The organism is Paenibacillus polymyxa, assembly GCF_001719045.1.
GTDB lineage: Bacteria > Bacillota > Bacilli > Paenibacillales > Paenibacillaceae > Paenibacillus > Paenibacillus polymyxa_B.
In genome coordinates this window covers 774,939-793,322 of the sequence record NZ_CP015423.1, presented here as the reverse complement: position 1 = coordinate 793,322, position 18,384 = coordinate 774,939, and the positions used below count along the sequence as shown (strand labels likewise).

Genomic DNA, 18,384 nt, shown 5'->3' with positions numbered 1-18,384 from the left:
AAACATTTATTTTTAGGAGGATACCTATGCATAAGGAAGAAGTATTCGATATTGTTAAACGTTGTATTCGTGAAGTGCTTCCTGAATTACAAGATCACACGTTCGAGTATGGCGATCGATTGGTGGATTTGGGTGCAGATTCAGTAGATCGGGCCGAAATTGTAAACAAGACGATGGAAACATTATCTCTTCATATTCCGCGTGTCGAATTGTCTGGCGTGAAAAATATAGGGGAATTGACAGATGCACTTTATGCGAAATTATGAAAAATTATGAAAAGTCTGAATTAGTCGTTACGGGGATTGGCGTGACTTCGGCGATTGGGCAGGGGAAGGCTGCTTTTGCCTCGGCGTTGTTCAAAGGGCAGCATGCATTTGGCGTCATGCAGCGCCCTGGCAGAAGAGGCGAAGCTTCATTTATAGGTGCGGAGCTGCCACCCTTGTCTTATCCGAAGGCATTATCCAAACGAATGTTACGTACAGCATCATTTTCGGGGCAGGTAGCCATGGTAACCCTTCAAGAAGCCTGGGATGATGCCCAATTGGATAACGTTGATCCTAGCCGTATTGGACTGGTGGTTGGAGGCTCCAATTTTCAGCAACGGGAGCTATTTCAGACCTATGAGGCCTATCGGGAAAAAATGTGCTTTGTACCGCCGACCTATGGGGTTTCCTTTATGGATACTGATTTGTGCGGACTATGTACCGAACAGTTCGGCATTCAGGGGTTAGCTTATACCGTCGGTGGTGCATCCGCGAGTGGACAAGTCGCAATCATTCAAGCAATTGAGGCCATTCAAGCAGATCGTGTTGATGTTTGTATTGCAATGGGGGCATTGATGGATATTTCGTATATGGAATGCCAGGCATTGCGGTCCTTGGGAGCGATGGGAAGCGACCGATATGCCGATGAACCTGCAATGGCGTGTCGACCATTTGATCAGTCGCGGGACGGGTTCATCTATGGGGAATCTTGCGGGGTTGTAGTCATAGAACGGGCCGATTCTGCCGTGAGGCGTCGGGAGAAACCTTATGCCAAACTTGCAGGATGGGATATGGGAATGGATCGAAACCGGAATCCCAATCCCTCTTACGAAGGCGAAGCCCGAGTGATTAGAAGAGCTTTGGAGAAAGCAAAGCTACTACCGAAAGAGATTGATTATATTAATCCCCATGGGACAGGCTCGGTTGTTGGAGACGAGATAGAAATAAAGGCACTACAGGATTGTAAATTGTCACATGCCTATATCAATGCAACCAAATCCATTATCGGTCATGGCTTGAGCGCGGCAGGAACGGTTGAAATTGTGGCTACTCTTTTACAAATGTCGGAGTCGAGACTTCACCCTACCCGTAATTTGGAGGAGCCTATCCATTTGGACTGCAATTGGGTGAAGAATGAGTCTGTACCAGCAATTATTCACAATACCATGAATCTGAGCATGGGATTTGGTGGAATCAATACGGCCATTTGTATGCAAAAATGTGAGTCGCGTATTTGAGAGAGGGGGACGATTATGGTTGTCGTGGGAATTGAGGCAATGAACGTTTTTGGTGGCTCCGCCTATCTGGATGTTATGCAATTAGCCCAACACAGGCAATTGGATCCTGCAAGGTTCGAAAATTTATTAATGAAAGAAAAGGCGGTTGCCCTGCCTTATGAAGATCCAGTTACCTTTGGAGTAAATGCGGCAAAACCGCTGGTGGACGCTCTTTCAGAAGCGGAAAAAAACCGAATCGAAATGCTTATCACCTGTACAGAATCAGGTATTGATTTTGGGAAATCAATCAGTACATATATTCACCACTATTTGGGGTTGAATCGGAATTGCAGATTATTCGAGCTCAAGCAAGCCTGCTATTCCGGTACTGCAGGACTCCAAATGGCGGTGAATTTTATTCTTTCTCAGGTCTCGCCAGGAGCAAAAGCGCTTGTAATTGCCAGTGATATTTCACGATTTATTGCTGCTGAAGGCGGGGATGTCTTGAGTGAGGATTGGTCTTATGCTGAGCCCAGTGGAGGCGCAGGGGCCGTGGCAATGCTCATTAGTGAAAATCCTCATGTTTTTCAAATCGATGCAGGCGCTAATGGATATTATGGCTATGAGGTGATGGATACTTGCCGGCCGATTCCAGATAGCGAGGCTGGGGATGCAGATTTGTCTTTAATGTCCTATCTGGATTGTTGCGAGCAAGCATTTTTGGAATATCAAAAACGGGTGAAAGGAGTGGATTATAAAGATACCTTTCAGTATCTTGCCTTTCATACTCCTTTTGGCGGAATGGTAAAAGGGGCGCATCGCACGATGATGCGAAGGTTGACTCAATCCAAACCAAATGAGATTGAGGCAGATTATTTACAACGTGTTAAGCCCGGATTGGCATATTGCCAACGAGTCGGTAATATTATGGGGGCGACTTTGTACCTCTCCTTGGCAGGTACGATTGATCAGGGTACATTCGATGCTCCAAAGCGAATCGGCTGTTTTTCCTACGGGTCAGGCTGCTGCTCTGAATTTTATAGCGGGGTTGTTATGCCGCAAAGCCAGGAACATCTGCGGCGTTTTGAAATCGAGCGTAATTTGAATGATCGCTATCAGTTATCTATGGACGAATATGAATCCCTGCTAAAAGGCAGTGGCGCCGTACGATTTGGAACCCGCAACGCCAAGCTGGATTTTCAATTGATTCCGGGGGTGATAGCTTCCGGGAAAGGGAGACAGCGGTTGTATTTGGAAGAAATCTATGAATTCCACCGTAAATACAGGTGGGAATCATGAGTTATCAAACGATTCAGGTTCGGTTTCAAGAATCGATTTGTTATATTCGGTTTTACCGACCGGAGGCAAATAATACGATTAATAATACCCTCATCGAGGAGTGCTTGCATGTGCTAGCGCTGTGTGAGGAGTCGGTTACGATCGTAGTTTTGGAGGGTCTGCCAGAGGTGTTCTGTTTTGGGGCGGATTTTGAGGGAATGCGTGAAAAAGTGGAAAGTGGACAAGAACATGCAATGAGTCCAGAACCTATGTATGATCTGTGGTTAAAACTAGCAACTGGGCCTTATATTACGATTTCTCATGTGCGAGGAAAAGCAAACGCTGGTGGCGTCGGATTTATTGCTGCCAGCGATATTGTGATAGCTGACGAGACGGCACAGTTCAGCTTGTCAGAATTGCTATTCGGACTTTTCCCTGCTTGCGTTCTACCATTTTTAGTCCGCAGGATTGGATTCCAAAAAGCGCATTATTTAACACTAATGACGCAGCCCGTTTCGGTTCAACAAGCCCATGTATGGGGATTGGTTGATGCGTACGATGTTCAGAGCGAGATGGTGCTACGCAAACATTTATTACGCCTCAGACGATTGACCAAGAAGGGGATCTTACGCTACAAGCGCTTTATGGATGAACTCAACGATTTGCGTCAATGTAAACCACTAGCGTTGGCGTCCAATCAAGAGGTGTTTTCAGATTCTCAAAATCTTAAGGGGATTTTCCGGTACGTTGAAACGGGGCAATTTCCGTGGATGGACTGATGGCGTGCGCCACAAGATGGGGATGCAGGGGGGAAGAAGATCATAATGTCACAATCCGTGGTTGAATTACTTGAAATCGAGCGAGGCATTATTCAAGTGAAAATGCAAGATAGAGTTCATAAAAATACATTTACGCTTGAAATGACCCATGGACTAAGACAAGCGTTCAAGACGATCCAAGAAGATTCAACCTGCAAAGTCGTAATTCTAACAGGATACGATAATTATTTTGCCACGGGTGGGACGCAAGAGGGACTGTTGGCTTTACATGAAGGAATCTCGAAGTTTACCGATGAAAATATATACTCTCTTGCATTGGGCTGTAAAGTTCCAGTGATAGCTGCCATGCAGGGACATGCGGTGGGCGGTGGCTTTGTAATGGGGCTATTTGCTGATTTTGTAGTCCTAAGCAAGGAAAGTGTGTACACAACTAATTTTATGAGATACGGATTCACACCGGGAATGGGTGCCACGTATATCATTCCTAAAAAACTAGGGTTCAGCTTGGGAGAAGAACTATTGTTAAATGGGGGCAATTATCGAGGCGTTGAACTGGAGAAACGGGGAGTTCCATTTCCGACCCTGCCCCGCAAAGAAGTGATGGGCTATGTAATGGATCTTGCCCGGCAGCTAGCCGAGAAACCCAGATTTTCTTTAATCACGCTAAAGGATCATTTGGTTGCTCCACTCCGGGAACAGCTTCCCAAAATCGTAGAACAAGAGCTTATCATGCATGAGAAGACCTTTCATCAAGCGGAGGTTAAAGAACGAATTATCAACTTGTTTGGAAAATAACCAAATAGAGATTTGTTGAATGCCTTTGCGGTTGTTCATGCGAACCAGCAACGAGTGTGAAAGAAGCATATAGCCTTCCTCATCACTCGTTTTTTCTTTGATGTATTTTTTTAGCAGGCAACTCCAGGCAATGCTTCAAACGTGAATAATAGCTCAAAATGGACAGGGTGATAAGCCTTTAGCTCATGTTATATAAACTTTGTGTTTTGAGGAGTTGGTGGAGAATGATGCGAAAACATGACCAAACATGGAACCTTGATATTCCGATCGCTTCTTTTATTGAAACTTGCCGGAAATTTCCTGAAAAAGAGTTGTTTACGTTTGAGAAAGAAGGCCAAAGTCCTCAAATTCTTTCCGGAAATACGCTTCTACATCAAATACAGTCTTTGGGCAGTATCCTTTTGAAAGAACTGGCTGAGCAGGAACGGGCACTTCTTGTATTTCCTCAGGGCCTGGAATATATCAGCAGCATGCTGGCATGTTTTTATGCAAATATCGTGGCCATACCTACACCTACTACAGATTCGGAGCCGGATGAAAAAATCTTTGAGAAGATGATGCCTATTTATAGGGATTCCCAAGCCGTATGTATCATAACTAATACGGATTTCAAAGCATTTCTCCAAACACGGGAGGAGTTTAATTCAATCCGTATCCTGAATATTGATGAAATCTTTCAAGAAGACGCCGTTGACGTTGACATAGAAATGAGAATGCCAGCGCCGCAGGATACTGCTCTTTTGATGTATACATCGGGCTCAACATCCTTACCAAAAGGTGTAATCCTTAGTCACAGCTGCTTGATGAATCAGGCCAAGGCTGAGCAATGGAGAATTGACCGGAATAGTCGTGTTGTTTCCTGGACGCCGCAATTTCATGCTTTTGGACTGCATAACAATATTTTAGTCCCACTTTTAAACGGGGCATCGAGCATTATTCTCCCGCCAGAAAGCTTCGCTAAAAATCCGGAAAATTGGATTCATATGATTGACAAGTATCAGGCTACCCATACGGCAGCGCCAAATTTTGCGTTCGATTATTGCTGCTCCACACTGGACATCGCTTCAATTAAGCAATATTCACTTCGCCATCTCCAAGCGATTATATGTGCAGGTGAGCCCATTCGGAAGGAAACTTACGAGAACTTCATCCATAAATTCCGGGCATTAGGGCTACGAGAGGATATATTTTGTCCCCTCCTTGGCTTATCGGAGCTGTGCCCCGTCGCCAGTATAAAACCAGGTCAGTCGATGAGATTCCTTAATTTGGATATCCCTAGCTTGGAGCAACGAAGAGTCCAATACACGGATGAGAAGAACAAATCGAAGTCCGTAGTGAGCTGTGGGGAGATTGAAGATCCGACGCAAATACGAATTGTTCATCCTGAAAGACATACACAATGCTTACCGGAGGAAGTCGGCGAGATTTGGATTAAATCCGCACGGATGGCAGAGGGATATTTAAACAGGAAGGAAGAAACGAATAGCACTTTTGAAGTAGCCCTTTCCGATACAAAAGAAGGCGGCTTTTTTCGTTCCGGGGACCTTGGCTTCATTGCGGATAATCATATCTATGTCATCGGCAGAGAGAAGGAAGTCATCATTATTCGCGGCAAAAATCATCATCCCGTCGATATTGAATGGACCATCCAAAAGAATATGCCAGAGTTGACCTTGCCCATCGCTGTATTTTCCTCTGAAATCAATGGTCAGGAAAAAGTAATCGTCGTACAGGAAATTGAAGCGCCCCTTCATGAGCAGGAATATAAACGGTTGGTCGAAAACATACTGAATGCCGTATCCAATACACATCAACTTGAAATTTACGATATCTATTTGCTGCTTAAGGGAAGTATACCCAAAACGGGAAGTGGGAAAATCCAAAGAAAGATCTGCCACAATGCTTATATCAAACAAGAGCTTCAAGCACTTTATCAATATCGGAGTGGGTTTTCACCATCACATTCGAATATGGAAGAAGCCGCTGCAGAAAACCATGACGCTACCAAAAATGCCATTTCGTTGGTTCAGTCGAAGATTCAGGAGTATATAGTGCAATTTTTGTGTTGGGAACTGAATCTCAAGCACGAGGAAATGAATTTGAATACAAATCTTCATGGTTATGGCATCGATTCTATTCTTGTCATGAAGCTTATACGCGGCCTTGAGAAGTCCTATCCGATCAAGGTTAAAGCAAGAGAAATTTTAGAGAACCCGACGATTCAACTATTATCGGCATATTTAGCCCAAAAGGTTGAAGAAGATAAATCCACTGTACAGGTCAATACTGAGAAAAATTCGCTCAGTTTCCGAAGGAATCCGCTTTCTGAAGTTCAGAAAGGGTTGTGGCTATTACATAAAATGTCCCCTGAGATGAATGCTTACAATATACCAATATGCCTCCGGTTTAATACGAAGATTGAGATTGAAAGCATTAAACGGGCTTTTCACATCGTTTTAGAACAGTATCCTATTTTAAAAAGTGTGATTGAAGAGGAAAACGGGATACCTTATCAAAAGCTGCAACCCACGCAGCCGCTTCATGTGCAAGTGGAGCATATTTCAGCCTTGGAAGCAGATGAGATTATTCCATTTATTAGGAATAAAGTAAAGCAACCATTCATGCTGGAACAGGATCCTTTGATGCGTATTTATGTTATGTCCAGATCTGAACAGGAACATTTCATACTGGTTGTCATCCACCATATTATTTTTGATGGAAGTTCTTTCGGCATGTTTATACAAAGCTTTTTAGATGCCTATAAGAACGTGGTACAGGGAAAGACATCGACAGTGTTGCCACCCGCAGCGAGCTACGGCGATTTTGTTGAATGGGAGCAAACGATGTTAGCGAGTGCAGAAGGGGAGAAGTATCGTTCCTACTGGACACAACAGCTGTCAGGTGCTTTACCGACCCTGGAGCTGCCATATGACCGCTCTGGTTTTCCGGCTCAAAGCATGGAAGCACAAACATATTCCAAGCCGCTTCCGCTTAAATGGGTCAAACGGGTAAAGTCTTTTGCCCAGGCGCAATATACGAGCTTATCTACAGTCTTGTTAGGTATGTATGCGGTATTGCTTAACCAGTATTCGGGACAGGAAGATATCATTGTTGGAATGCCAGTTATGGTGCGCCCGGAGCAGCGTTTTGATAATTTAATCGGCTATTTTGTCAATATGCTTCCAATCCGGAGTCAGGTATCGGAAACAGAGACATTCCTGGATTTCATGAAAAAATTGCAGCTGACAGTAGTCGATGGAATGGATCATGCTTCGTATCCTTTTCCGGCTCTGGTCCGAGAATTGAATGTGCCGCGGATACAGACGAGCTCACCTGTTTTCCAAGCAGCCTTTTCTTATCAAAACTTCCTTCCAACTTCAAGCTTTCGGCAACTTTGCAAGCCATATAAAGATATCTTTTTCGTCGAATTGGTTGAAGAAATTCACCAGGAAGGCGAATACGAGTTGGTATTGGAAATGCAAGAGCAGGAAGAGGAAATGATATTAAATATCAAATATCGCTCCAATTTGTTCGATCATTCAACCATCATACAGATGGCAGAGCGTTATATAGAATTAGCGGAAGCACTTATAGAGAATCCCACTTGGCCCTTGGAGGAGCATTCGTTACTTTTACCAGAGGAAAAGGACATCATCCTTAATGACTGGAATGCTACCGGAACAAGTTATCCTGATAAGTGCTTCCCTGAATTATTCGCAAAACAGGCAAGAAAAACACCTGAGGCTATTGCAGTTGTATATGAAAAGGAATCGCTTACCTATGGGGAACTAAAAGAAAAGAGCACTTTGCTGGCCTTATATTTGCAGAAACATGGGGTAACTCCTGATACTCTTGTGGGGATTTGCATGGAACGTTCTTTAGATATGGTGATTGGGCTGTTGGGAATCCTGATGGCCGGTGGAGCCTACGTGCCGCTCGATCCGGAATATCCGGAGGACCGATTGGAGTATATGCTTCAGGATTCCAAAGTTTCACTGGTCATTACGCAATCGGGGTTGTTGGAGAAAGTGTCACGTTTGGAAGGGAACAACGTTAGCTGTATTGTCCTTGATAAAGATTGGGATCATCTGAAAAGTGATGTGAAGGGTAGAAAGACAATCAAACGGGAAGTGCAACCTCACCATTTGGCATATGTGATATATACCTCTGGAAGTACAGGAAAACCCAAGGGGGTCATGATTCCACATAAAGCGTTGACCAACTTTCTTATTTCTATGGGAGAGCAGCCCGGTTTAACAGAGCAGGACAAACTACTTGCAGTGACAACGTATTGCTTTGATATAGCGGGACTGGAATTATATCTGCCTTTGATTAAGGGGGCTCAATGCTATATTTGCAGCTCCAAAAACATAAAGGATACCGAAAGACTTAAGCGGGAAATTCAAAGAATAAAACCGACAATTATGCAAGCCACTCCTGTGACTTGGACCCTGCTCTTTCAAGCCGGCTGGAAGAACGAAGAGAACATGAAAGTTCTCTGCGGAGGGGAAGCCCTTTCGGAAACGTTGAAATCTTATTTTGTTCATAACAGCTGTGACGCATGGAATATGTTCGGTCCGACCGAAACCACAATTTGGTCTACAATTCAAAAGATCAACGCAGATAAGCCTATTTCGATCGGTAAGCCTATCGCAAATACCCAGATTTACATTTTGGACAAACATCTTAGACCTGTGCCTGTCGGTCTTCCGGGAGAGCTTTTTATTTCGGGCAGCGGATTGGCCAGAGGTTATTGGAACCAGCCAGAGCTTACGGCTGAAAAGTTCATAGACAACCCATTCAATCCCGAAACCAAGCTCTACAGAACTGGAGATTTATGCAGGTGGCTTTCGGACGGCTCTATTGAGTATGTGGGACGGATGGATTATCAAGTGAAAATTCGCGGGTTTCGGATCGAGCTGAGTGAAGTTGAAGGTCAGGTCAGAACATATCCAGGAATCGATGATTGTGTTGTGATTGCCAAGGAACAGGGGGGGAATAAGCAGCTTGTTGCCTACTGTTTGCTGAACAATTCCGAGTCCGGTAAGCCTCCTCTCGATCCGAAAGAAGTGCGAAACTATTTAAAAACTTTCTTGCCCTATTATATGATACCCGCATTTTTTATAGAGCTAGATAAGCTGCCTTTGACCCCTAATGGAAAAATAGATCGAAAAGAATTAATGAATCGCAGGATCGAGTTAGCAACAACAAGAAAGATCCACTTACCACAATCGGATGTTGAACAGCAAGTTCTAACGGTATGGAAAAAACTTCTGAATGTTGATGATCTAAGTACAGATGATGCTTTCTTTGACGTAGGTGGGAATTCTTTTTCAGCAGCAGAGATGATCGGAAGGGTCAAGGAATTGTTGGAATGCGATATTTCGGTGACAGCATTGTTCAAGTATCCGACAGTTAAGGAACTCAGTGCCTATATTACAGAAACAAGAAGTGAGAATGTTGATTCTCAAACGGAACAATCACATACACCGGAACAAACAGATACTGCTGAGAATACAGCCTTACCGAAAATGGATTCAGGCGAAGACGACCTCAAGCCACCCTACCCAGATTATTTCGAGGATAGTCTCGCAATTATAGGGATTTCATGTCATTTTCCGGGGGCCAAAAACCATGCCGAGTTTTGGAGCAATTTGAGGGCAGGGGTAGAGAGTGTTCGCTTCTTTTCCGAGGAAGAATTGGTTGGATTAGGGCTGGAAAAAGAAATCGTCGGGAATCGAGGCTATGTTCCCGGACGATGCACGATTGAAGGAAAAGAGTATTTCGACCCTGAGTTTTTCAGTTTATCACAGAAAAATGCCGAGTTTATGGATCCTCAAATGAAATTGCTGTTGCAGCATTCATGGAAAGCCGTTGAGGATGCTGGCTATATTAGCAAAGAAATTCCTGATACCAGTGTGTTTATGTCAGCAAGCAGCAGCTTCTATCAAGCATTTATTCCCAATTTAGCATCGCAATCGCCTAATGTCCTGAAGAACGCGGATGAATATGTAACCTGGATCTTAGCACAGGGTGGAACAATTCCTACCATGATCTCTCATAAATTGGGATTTAAAGGTCCGAGTCTGTTTGTGCACTCGAACTGCTCTTCCTCATTAGTCGGATTGCGTCTGGCTTCGCAGAGTCTGCTATCTGGTGAAGCCAAATACGCTTTAGTCGGAGCATCCACGATCTTTCCTTTCACCAGTTTAGGCTATGTGCATCAACCCGGCTTGAATTTTTCCAGTGATGGACATATTAAAGCCTTTGACGAGTCGGCAGATGGAATGGTTGGCGGAGAAGGGGCTGGGGTTGTTCTACTGAAGAAAGCGCCAGATGCCGTTAGAGACGGTGACCATATTTATGCGCTTTTACGGGGAGTAGGTGTGAACAACGATGGAACCGACAAATTAGGGTTTTATGCCCCAAGTGTCAAAGGTCAGGCTGAAGTTATTCAGAAGACGATAGAATCAACCCGAATTCATCCCGAATCTATCAGTTATATCGAGACGCATGGAACCGGAACAAAATTGGGCGATCCTGTTGAATTTGCTGCCTTAAATGAAACGTACAGGCAGTATACGACCAAAAAACAATTTTGCGGTATTGGATCGGTCAAAACCAATATCGGGCATCTGGATACTGCAGCAGGTTTGGCGGGGTGCATTAAAGTTGCTTTAAGCCTATACCATAATGAGATTCCTCCTTCGCTTAATTACGAAAAACCAAACTCTGATATCCATTTGCCCGATTCACCCTTTTATGTTGTTGATCGTCTCCAAAAATGGGAGAAGGTGTCGTCTCCTCACCGGGCGGCGTTAAGCTCCTTTGGAATAGGCGGAACTAACGCTCATGCCATATTTGAACAATTTGTAGCCAATGCTGAATCAGAACGATTTAAAGATCATTCTGTGAACGAAGATACTATCTATCTAATTCCATTATCTGCAAGGCATTATCATCGGCTTAAAGTGTATGCACAAGAGCTTTCAGATTTTTTGATAGCTTCTGAAGACATTAATTTGTCGGATGTATCCTTTACGCTTCAGACAGGACGAATGGCAATGAAAAACCGGGTAGCTTTTATCGTAAAGAATACGAGCGAGCTGGTACAAAAGCTCCAATCGTTCACGAATGAACAAGCACATATCGAGAACTGCTGGAGGGGAGAAAATAATCAGTCAAAAGATTCAGTGCAACTATTTGAACAGGAAGAAGTTTTCAAGGAATTAATGAACAAATGGATTGCAAATTGTGAAATGAACAAGCTGGCAGAGTTGTGGGCCAAAGGCTTCTATATAGATTGGCGATTGCTATATTCCAATGTCATACCGAAAAGAATAAGTCTACCTACGTATCCTTTTGCACAGGAGCGTTGTTGGGCTCCAGAGGTTGAGGCCAGAGCAGTAAGAACCGAAACAGCGAAAGCGCCAGCGGTTACAAGTAGCTGTACACTGCTATTTGAGCCTGCCTGGAAGAAGCAGGACATACCGCTGGAAGCCGAAGCTCCTGCCTATGATCGGCGAATGGTCTTGCTTTGTGAGCCGGAAGAAGTTTTGCACGAGAAACTCGAAGCGAGCTTGAATGGAGCTGCGCAGGTGCTGGCCTTTCAATCCGGAAAAGGCCGGGTCGATGAGCGGTTCCAGGCCTATGCTGTTCAGGCCTTTGAGAGCATCCAAAGTATGCTCAAAGACAAGCCGAAGGGAAGAGTACTGGTCCAGATTGTGGTGCGGAACTCTGGGGAAGGGCGGCTCTTTTCGGGGCTTTCGGGGCTGTTAAAGACAGCCCGGCTAGAAAATCCAAAATTCATCGGGCAGCTGATTGAAGTGGATCAGGGAGAACAGGCGGAAGGCATCCTGGCGAAGCTGGAGGACAACAGTCGAAGCCCGATGGATGGCTGGATTCGCTATGAGGAAGGTCAACGGAAAACCGCTTGCTGGAGCAGGCTTGTAACATCTGGGCAAAAAGAGGAGCTTCCATGGAGAGATAGTGGGGTCTATCTGATCACCGGCGGCTCCGGCAGTCTGGGGCTGCTGGTTGCAGAAGAGATTACGCGGCAGACGCAAGCAGCGACCTTCATTTTGACGGGGCGGTCGCCGCTGGACCGAGACAAGCAGACGAAGCTGCAGGAGCTGGAAGCTTCAGGGGCCAGCGTGGTGTACAGGCAAGGCGATATCACCGACAGGAAGACGGTTATCGATTTACTGGACAGCATCGAGCAGGAATATGGACGTGTCCATGGGATTATCCACTGTGCAGGGGTGATTCAAGATAACTTCATCATCAAGAAAACAAGGGAAGAATTTATAGAGGTGCTGGGACCGAAGGTAAGCGGACTAGCCCATCTGGATGAGGCGAGCAGCGGTCAGGACCTGGACTTCTTCGTGCTCTTTTCTTCCATATCGGGCAGCCTGGGCAATCCGGGACAGGCTGATTATGCGACCGCCAATGCCTTTATGGACGCATACGCCGAATACCGGAATGCCCTGGTAGGGGCCAAGCAACGGCGGGGGCAGACGTTATCCATCCGCTGGCCGCTATGGAAAGAGGGCGGGATGCGGATCGATGCGGACACGGAACAGATCATGACGCAAAACATGGGTATTACAACCATGCAGACTCGGTCGGGGATGAGGGCGCTGTACCAAAGCTTGGCCTCCGGCAAGGAGCAGGTAATGGTCTTGGAGGGGGAACCTGAGAATATTGAGGCCTACCTGGCGAAAGCCGTTTCACAAGCCGGTGTCCGTGCCATTCAGGCAGTACCTAACCAAGCAAGCGTACCTATGCTGGGTGCAGGCTTGCTCTACGACAAAACCTTGCATAGTCTCAAGGTACTGTTTGGAGAGGTGACCCGGCTGAGCGTCGGCAGCATTGAAACCAATGAACCGCTGGAAACCTATGGAATCGACTCGATCATGATTACCCAGCTGAATGCCAAGCTGGCGGGCTTCTTTGGAGAGCTGTCCCAGACGTTGTTTTATGAGTACCAGACCCTGCACGCCTTGACGGAATATTTTGTGGCGGAATATCCGCAGGAGTGTATGCAGTGGGCCGGGATGAGCCATGACATACAGCCTGCGGAGGAAACAGTTGCGGCAACGCTGTATGTCGAAGAAGAAGCCGTGCCATCTGCGGCAAAGGCGGCAGCGAAGCCCGTCCGGAGCTTGGCGGGGTCTGCTCCTGCGGAAATGCGTGAACCGATAGCGATCATTGGAATGGCTGGAAAGTATCCCTGGTCCAGTGACATGAACGAATATTGGGAAAATCTAAAAGCAGGGAAGGACTGTGTCACCGAAATCCCGCGTGAGCGTTGGACGCTGGAAGGGTTCTTCCATCCTGATCCACAGGAAGCGGTGGTGAATGCAAAAAGCTACAGCAAATGGGGGAGCTTTATCGAAGGATTTGCAGAATTCGATCCGCTGTTTTTCAATATTTCGCCACGGGAAGCACTCGGTATGGACCCGCAGGAAAGGCTGTTCATTGAAGCCTGCTGGGAAGCACTGGAGGACGCGGGCTACACCCGGGAACAGCTTGCGATGCGGCATAACCGCCGGGTAGGCGTATTTGCCGGAATTACTAAGACGGGCTACGAACTCTATGGGCCGGAATTATGGAAGAAGGGAGCGCAAATATTTCCCCAAATATCCTTTAGTTCGGTAGCGAATAGGATTTCGTACCTCTTTAATTTGCAAGGGCCAAGCATGCCGATCGATACGATGTGTTCGTCCTCGTTGACCGCGATTCATGAAGCTTGTGAGCATCTGTACCGCGGAGAATGCGAAATGGCTATTGCAGGCGGAGTAAATCTGTATCTCCATCCGCTCAGCTATGTCGGACTTTGCGCTAACCACATGCTGTCAGCAGACGGGCAGTGCAAGAGCTTCGGCAAAGGAGGCAATGGGTTTGTCCCTGGAGAAGGCGCGGGGGTCGTCCTATTAAAGCCGCTGTCCAAGGCGATCGCTGATGGGGACCTCATCCATGCGGTGATCCGGGGGACAAGCATTAACCATGGAGGTAAGACCAACGGCTATACGGTGCCGAACCCGACAGCCCAAGGGGAACTGATCCGGGCGGCCCTAGAGCGAGCGGGGGTACATGCGCGGACGGTCAGCTATATTGAAGCCCACGGGACAGGCACGGAGCTGGGAGACCCGATTGAAGTGACGGGTCTGACCCAGGCATTCAGGAAGGATACGCCGGATACGGGATTCTGCGCCATAGGCTCTGTGAAGTCCAACATCGGACATCTGGAGGCAGCAGCGGGCATCGCCGGGGTGGGAAAAATCATCTTGCAGATGAAAAACCGGACGCTGGTTCCCAGCCTGCATGCCCAAGAATTGAATCCGAACATCCATTTCGGTCAGACGCCGTTCGTCGTCCAGCAGGAGCTGGGGGAATGGAGACGGCCGGTGGTTGAGATCGATGGAGAGACGCGGGAATATCCGAGGATTGCCGGGATTTCATCGTTTGGAGCGGGAGGCTCCAATGCACATGTCATCATCGAAGAGTACATTGCGGAAGAGAAGGTGCCCATGAACGTTACGGCTCAAAAGCCTGCGATCATCGTATTGTCAGCCAAAAATGAAGAACGACTGAAAAAACAGGCCGAGAGAATGCTAGCCGTTATGCGGGAAGGACAGCTTAGCGAAAGCAGTCTGGCCGATGTGGCCTACACGCTGCAGGTGGGACGCGAAGCCATGGAAGAGCGCTTGGCAGTGATTGCAGGGTCCATGCAGGAACTGGTGGACAAGCTGGAAGGATTCCTGGAAGGACGAGATGGAATCCCTGAGTTGTACCGGGGCCAGGTCAAACGGAATAAGGAGGCGCTGACGGCGCTGGTAGAAGATGAAGACATGGAGAGAATGATTGCTGCCTGGATAGGGAAAAGGAAATATTCGAAGGTTGTTGATCTCTGGGTCAAGGGACTGGCAATGGATTGGAACCTGCTTTATGGGGATGCCAAGCCGCGGCGAATCAGCCTGCCGGCCTATCCTTTTGCGAGAGAGCGGTACTGGATCACGGATATTAAAACTAAATCGGCTTCCATTGAATCTGCAGATGCTGTAAAGCCAACAGATTCGTTCATTGCCCAAAAGGCACTTGCCAAACCGGCAAATGTTTCGGAAATGAATAAGGAAGACATCGATGCTTCAAATCTCGAAGCTATTCCTTCGTATATCCAAAACATCCAGAGTCATATTTCTGCCAGTGTAAAAATAAAGAAGATGCCAGATCTTTCTTATCTAGCGGCTGCATACGAGACAATGTCCTCGACTACAGTCGACAGCAAAGCTTACTCGGAACAGGATGGAGCGACACGAGGGACTGAACGGGAATGGAGGCTTACAGATGAAGGAAATGAATGATATCTTATGCAGGCTGTTATGGAGCCATTTGCGCTTGATGGGATTATGTCCATATGCGCAAATGGAAAAGAAAGCTATGATCGCGGATTTTAAAACAAAAAACGGCTTACTGAATTTATACGATCGTTGGCTTGAAGAAAGCATAGAGATTTTGGTACGGAATCAGTATTTGTACTGCAATGGAGAGTCATATAGCGTAGCGGGTACTGCTTCGGTCGATTTGCAGGCTGTATGGAAGGAGTGGGAATGGAAGAAAGGGGCATGGCTGAAAAATCCGGATCTCTCAGCCTGGGTATTTTTGGTAGAATTGATCTTGCGCAAGCTGCCGGAAATTTTAACCGGGAAGATACCAGCCACCGATATCATTTTTCCTAATTCCTCCATGAAACTGGTAGAAGGTATATATAAGAACAGTCCTGCAGCGGATTACTTTAATGAAGTGCTGGGAGATATCGTAGTTTCCTATCTAAATGAGCGGATCAAGCATAACCCGTCGGTACCGATTCGAATCATTGAAATTGGTGCAGGCACTGGAGGTACTAGCGCTTTGGTCTTCCAGAAGCTCGAACCTTATCGGGAGCATATTCAAGAATATTGCTATACCGACAAATCCAGAGCATTTTTATTACATGCACAAAAAGAGTACGGTCCGAAAAATCCTTACCTGACTTATCAGATTTTTAATGTGGAAGAGTCGGCTCAGGGACAAGATATTGATACAGGTGGATATGATATTGCGATTGCCACCAATGTATTGCACGCCACACGGAACATTCGCCAAACGTTACGCAATGTCAAAGCGGCGCTGCGAGAAAACGGTCTGATTCTTATAAATGAAATCAGCGGTAACTCTCTGTTAAACCATCTATCCTTTGGCCTTTTAGAGGGATGGTGGCTTTATAATGACCCGGAGCTGCGCATTCCAGGCTCTCCCGGGTTATATCCCGAAAGTTGGCAAAAGGTATTGGAGATGGAGGGTTTCCGGTCCGTTTTCTTCCCTGCTCAGGAAGCGCATGATATAGGTCAACAAATTATTGTGGCAGAAAGCGATGGTATGATTCTGAACAAACAGGAGCCTGAACACGACAAATCTCAAATGAAACAGCGTGACGAAGGAATTCGATCAGATATTGATGTAACAAGCGAGATGGCTGAAGAGTATGTCAAGGAGCTTATCGTAGGGAAGCTGGTAGAGGCTTTGAATGTGGACTTTACTATGATTGATATTCATGAGTCATTCGCAGATTATGGGCTGGACTCCATTCTTGGCGTCAACTTTGTGCAGGCTGTCAATCAGGGGCTGGGGATTCATTTGCAAACTACCGACATCTTCGATTACAGTTCGGTAAAACAACTGACGCTATACATTTTAAGCCAATATGGAGATAAAGTTTCACAAGTCTTGGACCAGAGCGCTAATCCAATAGACAACATGGAAGATGCAAGTCGCGACATCCAAAAACCTAAAGACAAGGATCATATTCTTCATCCCGTTGAAACGGCAAGTATATCCTTTGAGCAGGACAGACCCAATAAGAAGGATAAAGAGAAAGCTTTAACACCAAGGGAGCCCATTGCGATTATTGGAATGAGCGGGCGGTTTGCTGGATCTGATAATGTACATGAGCTTTGGAATCACCTTAAGAACGGTGACGATTTAGTGGAAGAGGTAACCCGATGGGATCTTTCGAAGTACCAGGAAAAACATGCAAGCTACTGCAATCACGGCAGTTTTTTGGGGGATATTGATAAGTTTGATCCACTTTTTTTCAATATCTCAGGATTGGAAGCGACCTATATGGATCCGCAGCAGCGATTGTTCCTGGAGGAAGCGTGGCATGCTCTGGAAGATGCTGGCTATGCGGGGACAGGGATGGAGGGTCGCCGTTGTGGAGTGTATGTGGGCTGTGCCGAGGGAGATTACCAACAATTGTTGGGTGAAGACCTGCCTCCACAAGCGCTTTGGGGTCATATGGGTTCCGTGATACCCGCTAGAATTTCCTACTACTTGAATCTTCACGGACCAGCAATAGCTGTAGATACAGCTTGTTCCAGTTCGTTAGTTGCAGTTCATCTGGCCTGCCAAAGCTTATGGACCGGAGAAACGGATATGGCTTTAGCTGGTGGTGTCTATATTCATACGACTCCTCGCTGCTATTTATATGGTGACCGGGCAGGAATGCTGTCTCGCTCGGGACGCTGCTATACCTTTGATGATAGGGCAGATGGAATGGTTCCGGGAGAAGCGCTGGGCGCGATTGTACTCAAGCGACTTCATGAAGCTGTTGCTGATGGAGACCACATCTATGGAGTGATTTTAGGCTCAGCAATCAACCAGGACGGCACCACGAATGGACTTACTGCGCCAAGTCAGAAATCTCAGGAGCGACTCGAGCAAAATGTATACGATACATTTCATATCCACCCAGAGCAAATCCAGATGGTGGAAGCACATGGAACTGGCACCAAATTGGGAGATCCCATTGAATATCAGGCACTGACTCGAACCTTTAGAAAGTATACCGACAAGAAGGAATATTGCGCCATAGGGTCCATTAAGACGAATATTGGCCATACGCAAATTGCGGCAGGAATTACGGGAATGATCAAACTATTATTGTCATTAAAGAATAAGCAAATTCCTCCTACACTTCATTTCCGGTCGGGCAATTCAAACATTCAGTTT

Annotated in this window: 7 protein-coding genes (1 of these 7 cut by a window edge); all 7 read left to right on the top strand. The window is 46.3% G+C overall.

Translation table 11 applies throughout. The annotated features are described in order from the left end of the window. Positions 1-26: 26 nt before the first annotated feature. Entirely contained in the window at positions 27-266 is a 240-nt protein-coding gene (locus tag AOU00_RS03490; RefSeq protein ID WP_061828473.1) for an acyl carrier protein, read from the top strand. Next, positions 263-1,501: a beta-ketoacyl synthase N-terminal-like domain-containing protein gene (locus AOU00_RS03485; RefSeq protein ID WP_061828472.1), complete on the top strand. Its 1,239-nt coding sequence runs from the start codon at positions 263-265 to the stop codon at positions 1,499-1,501. The genes AOU00_RS03490 and AOU00_RS03485 overlap by 4 nt, the downstream gene beginning before the upstream one ends. 15 nt (positions 1,502-1,516) lie before the next feature. Further along, a complete protein-coding gene (locus tag AOU00_RS03480; protein ID WP_069289930.1) occupies positions 1,517-2,779 on the top strand; it encodes a hydroxymethylglutaryl-CoA synthase family protein in 1,263 nt (420 codons plus the stop codon). Next, positions 2,776-3,537, top strand: coding sequence for an enoyl-CoA hydratase/isomerase (locus tag AOU00_RS03475; protein ID WP_069289929.1), 762 nt, complete (start codon positions 2,776-2,778; stop codon positions 3,535-3,537). The genes AOU00_RS03480 and AOU00_RS03475 overlap by 4 nt, the downstream gene beginning before the upstream one ends. 45 nt (positions 3,538-3,582) lie before the next feature. Next, positions 3,583-4,332 (top strand): polyketide synthase, encoded by a 750-nt coding sequence (locus AOU00_RS03470; RefSeq protein ID WP_013310979.1) that lies wholly within the window; start codon positions 3,583-3,585, stop codon positions 4,330-4,332. A 224-nt stretch (positions 4,333-4,556) separates the two neighbouring features. Further along, positions 4,557-15,698, top strand: coding sequence for a hybrid non-ribosomal peptide synthetase/type I polyketide synthase (locus tag AOU00_RS03465; RefSeq protein WP_069289928.1), 11,142 nt, complete (start codon positions 4,557-4,559; stop codon positions 15,696-15,698). Next, positions 15,682-18,384, top strand: the 5' end (the start) of a protein-coding gene (locus AOU00_RS03460; protein WP_069289927.1) for an SDR family NAD(P)-dependent oxidoreductase. 16,995 nt of this gene lie beyond the right edge of the window; only the first 2,703 of its 19,698 coding nucleotides appear in the window; its start codon is at positions 15,682-15,684; the stop codon falls past the right edge of the window. The genes AOU00_RS03465 and AOU00_RS03460 overlap by 17 nt, the downstream gene beginning before the upstream one ends.

Coding starts and splice junctions, on each gene's coding strand:
- AOU00_RS03490 (WP_061828473.1), top strand. CDS start 27: ATGCATAAGGAAGAAGTATTCGATATTGTTAAACGTTGTATTCGTGAA.
- AOU00_RS03485 (WP_061828472.1), top strand. CDS start 263: ATGAAAAATTATGAAAAGTCTGAATTAGTCGTTACGGGGATTGGCGTG.
- AOU00_RS03480 (WP_069289930.1), top strand. CDS start 1,517: ATGGTTGTCGTGGGAATTGAGGCAATGAACGTTTTTGGTGGCTCCGCC.
- AOU00_RS03475 (WP_069289929.1), top strand. CDS start 2,776: ATGAGTTATCAAACGATTCAGGTTCGGTTTCAAGAATCGATTTGTTAT.
- AOU00_RS03470 (WP_013310979.1), top strand. CDS start 3,583: ATGTCACAATCCGTGGTTGAATTACTTGAAATCGAGCGAGGCATTATT.
- AOU00_RS03465 (WP_069289928.1), top strand. CDS start 4,557: ATGATGCGAAAACATGACCAAACATGGAACCTTGATATTCCGATCGCT.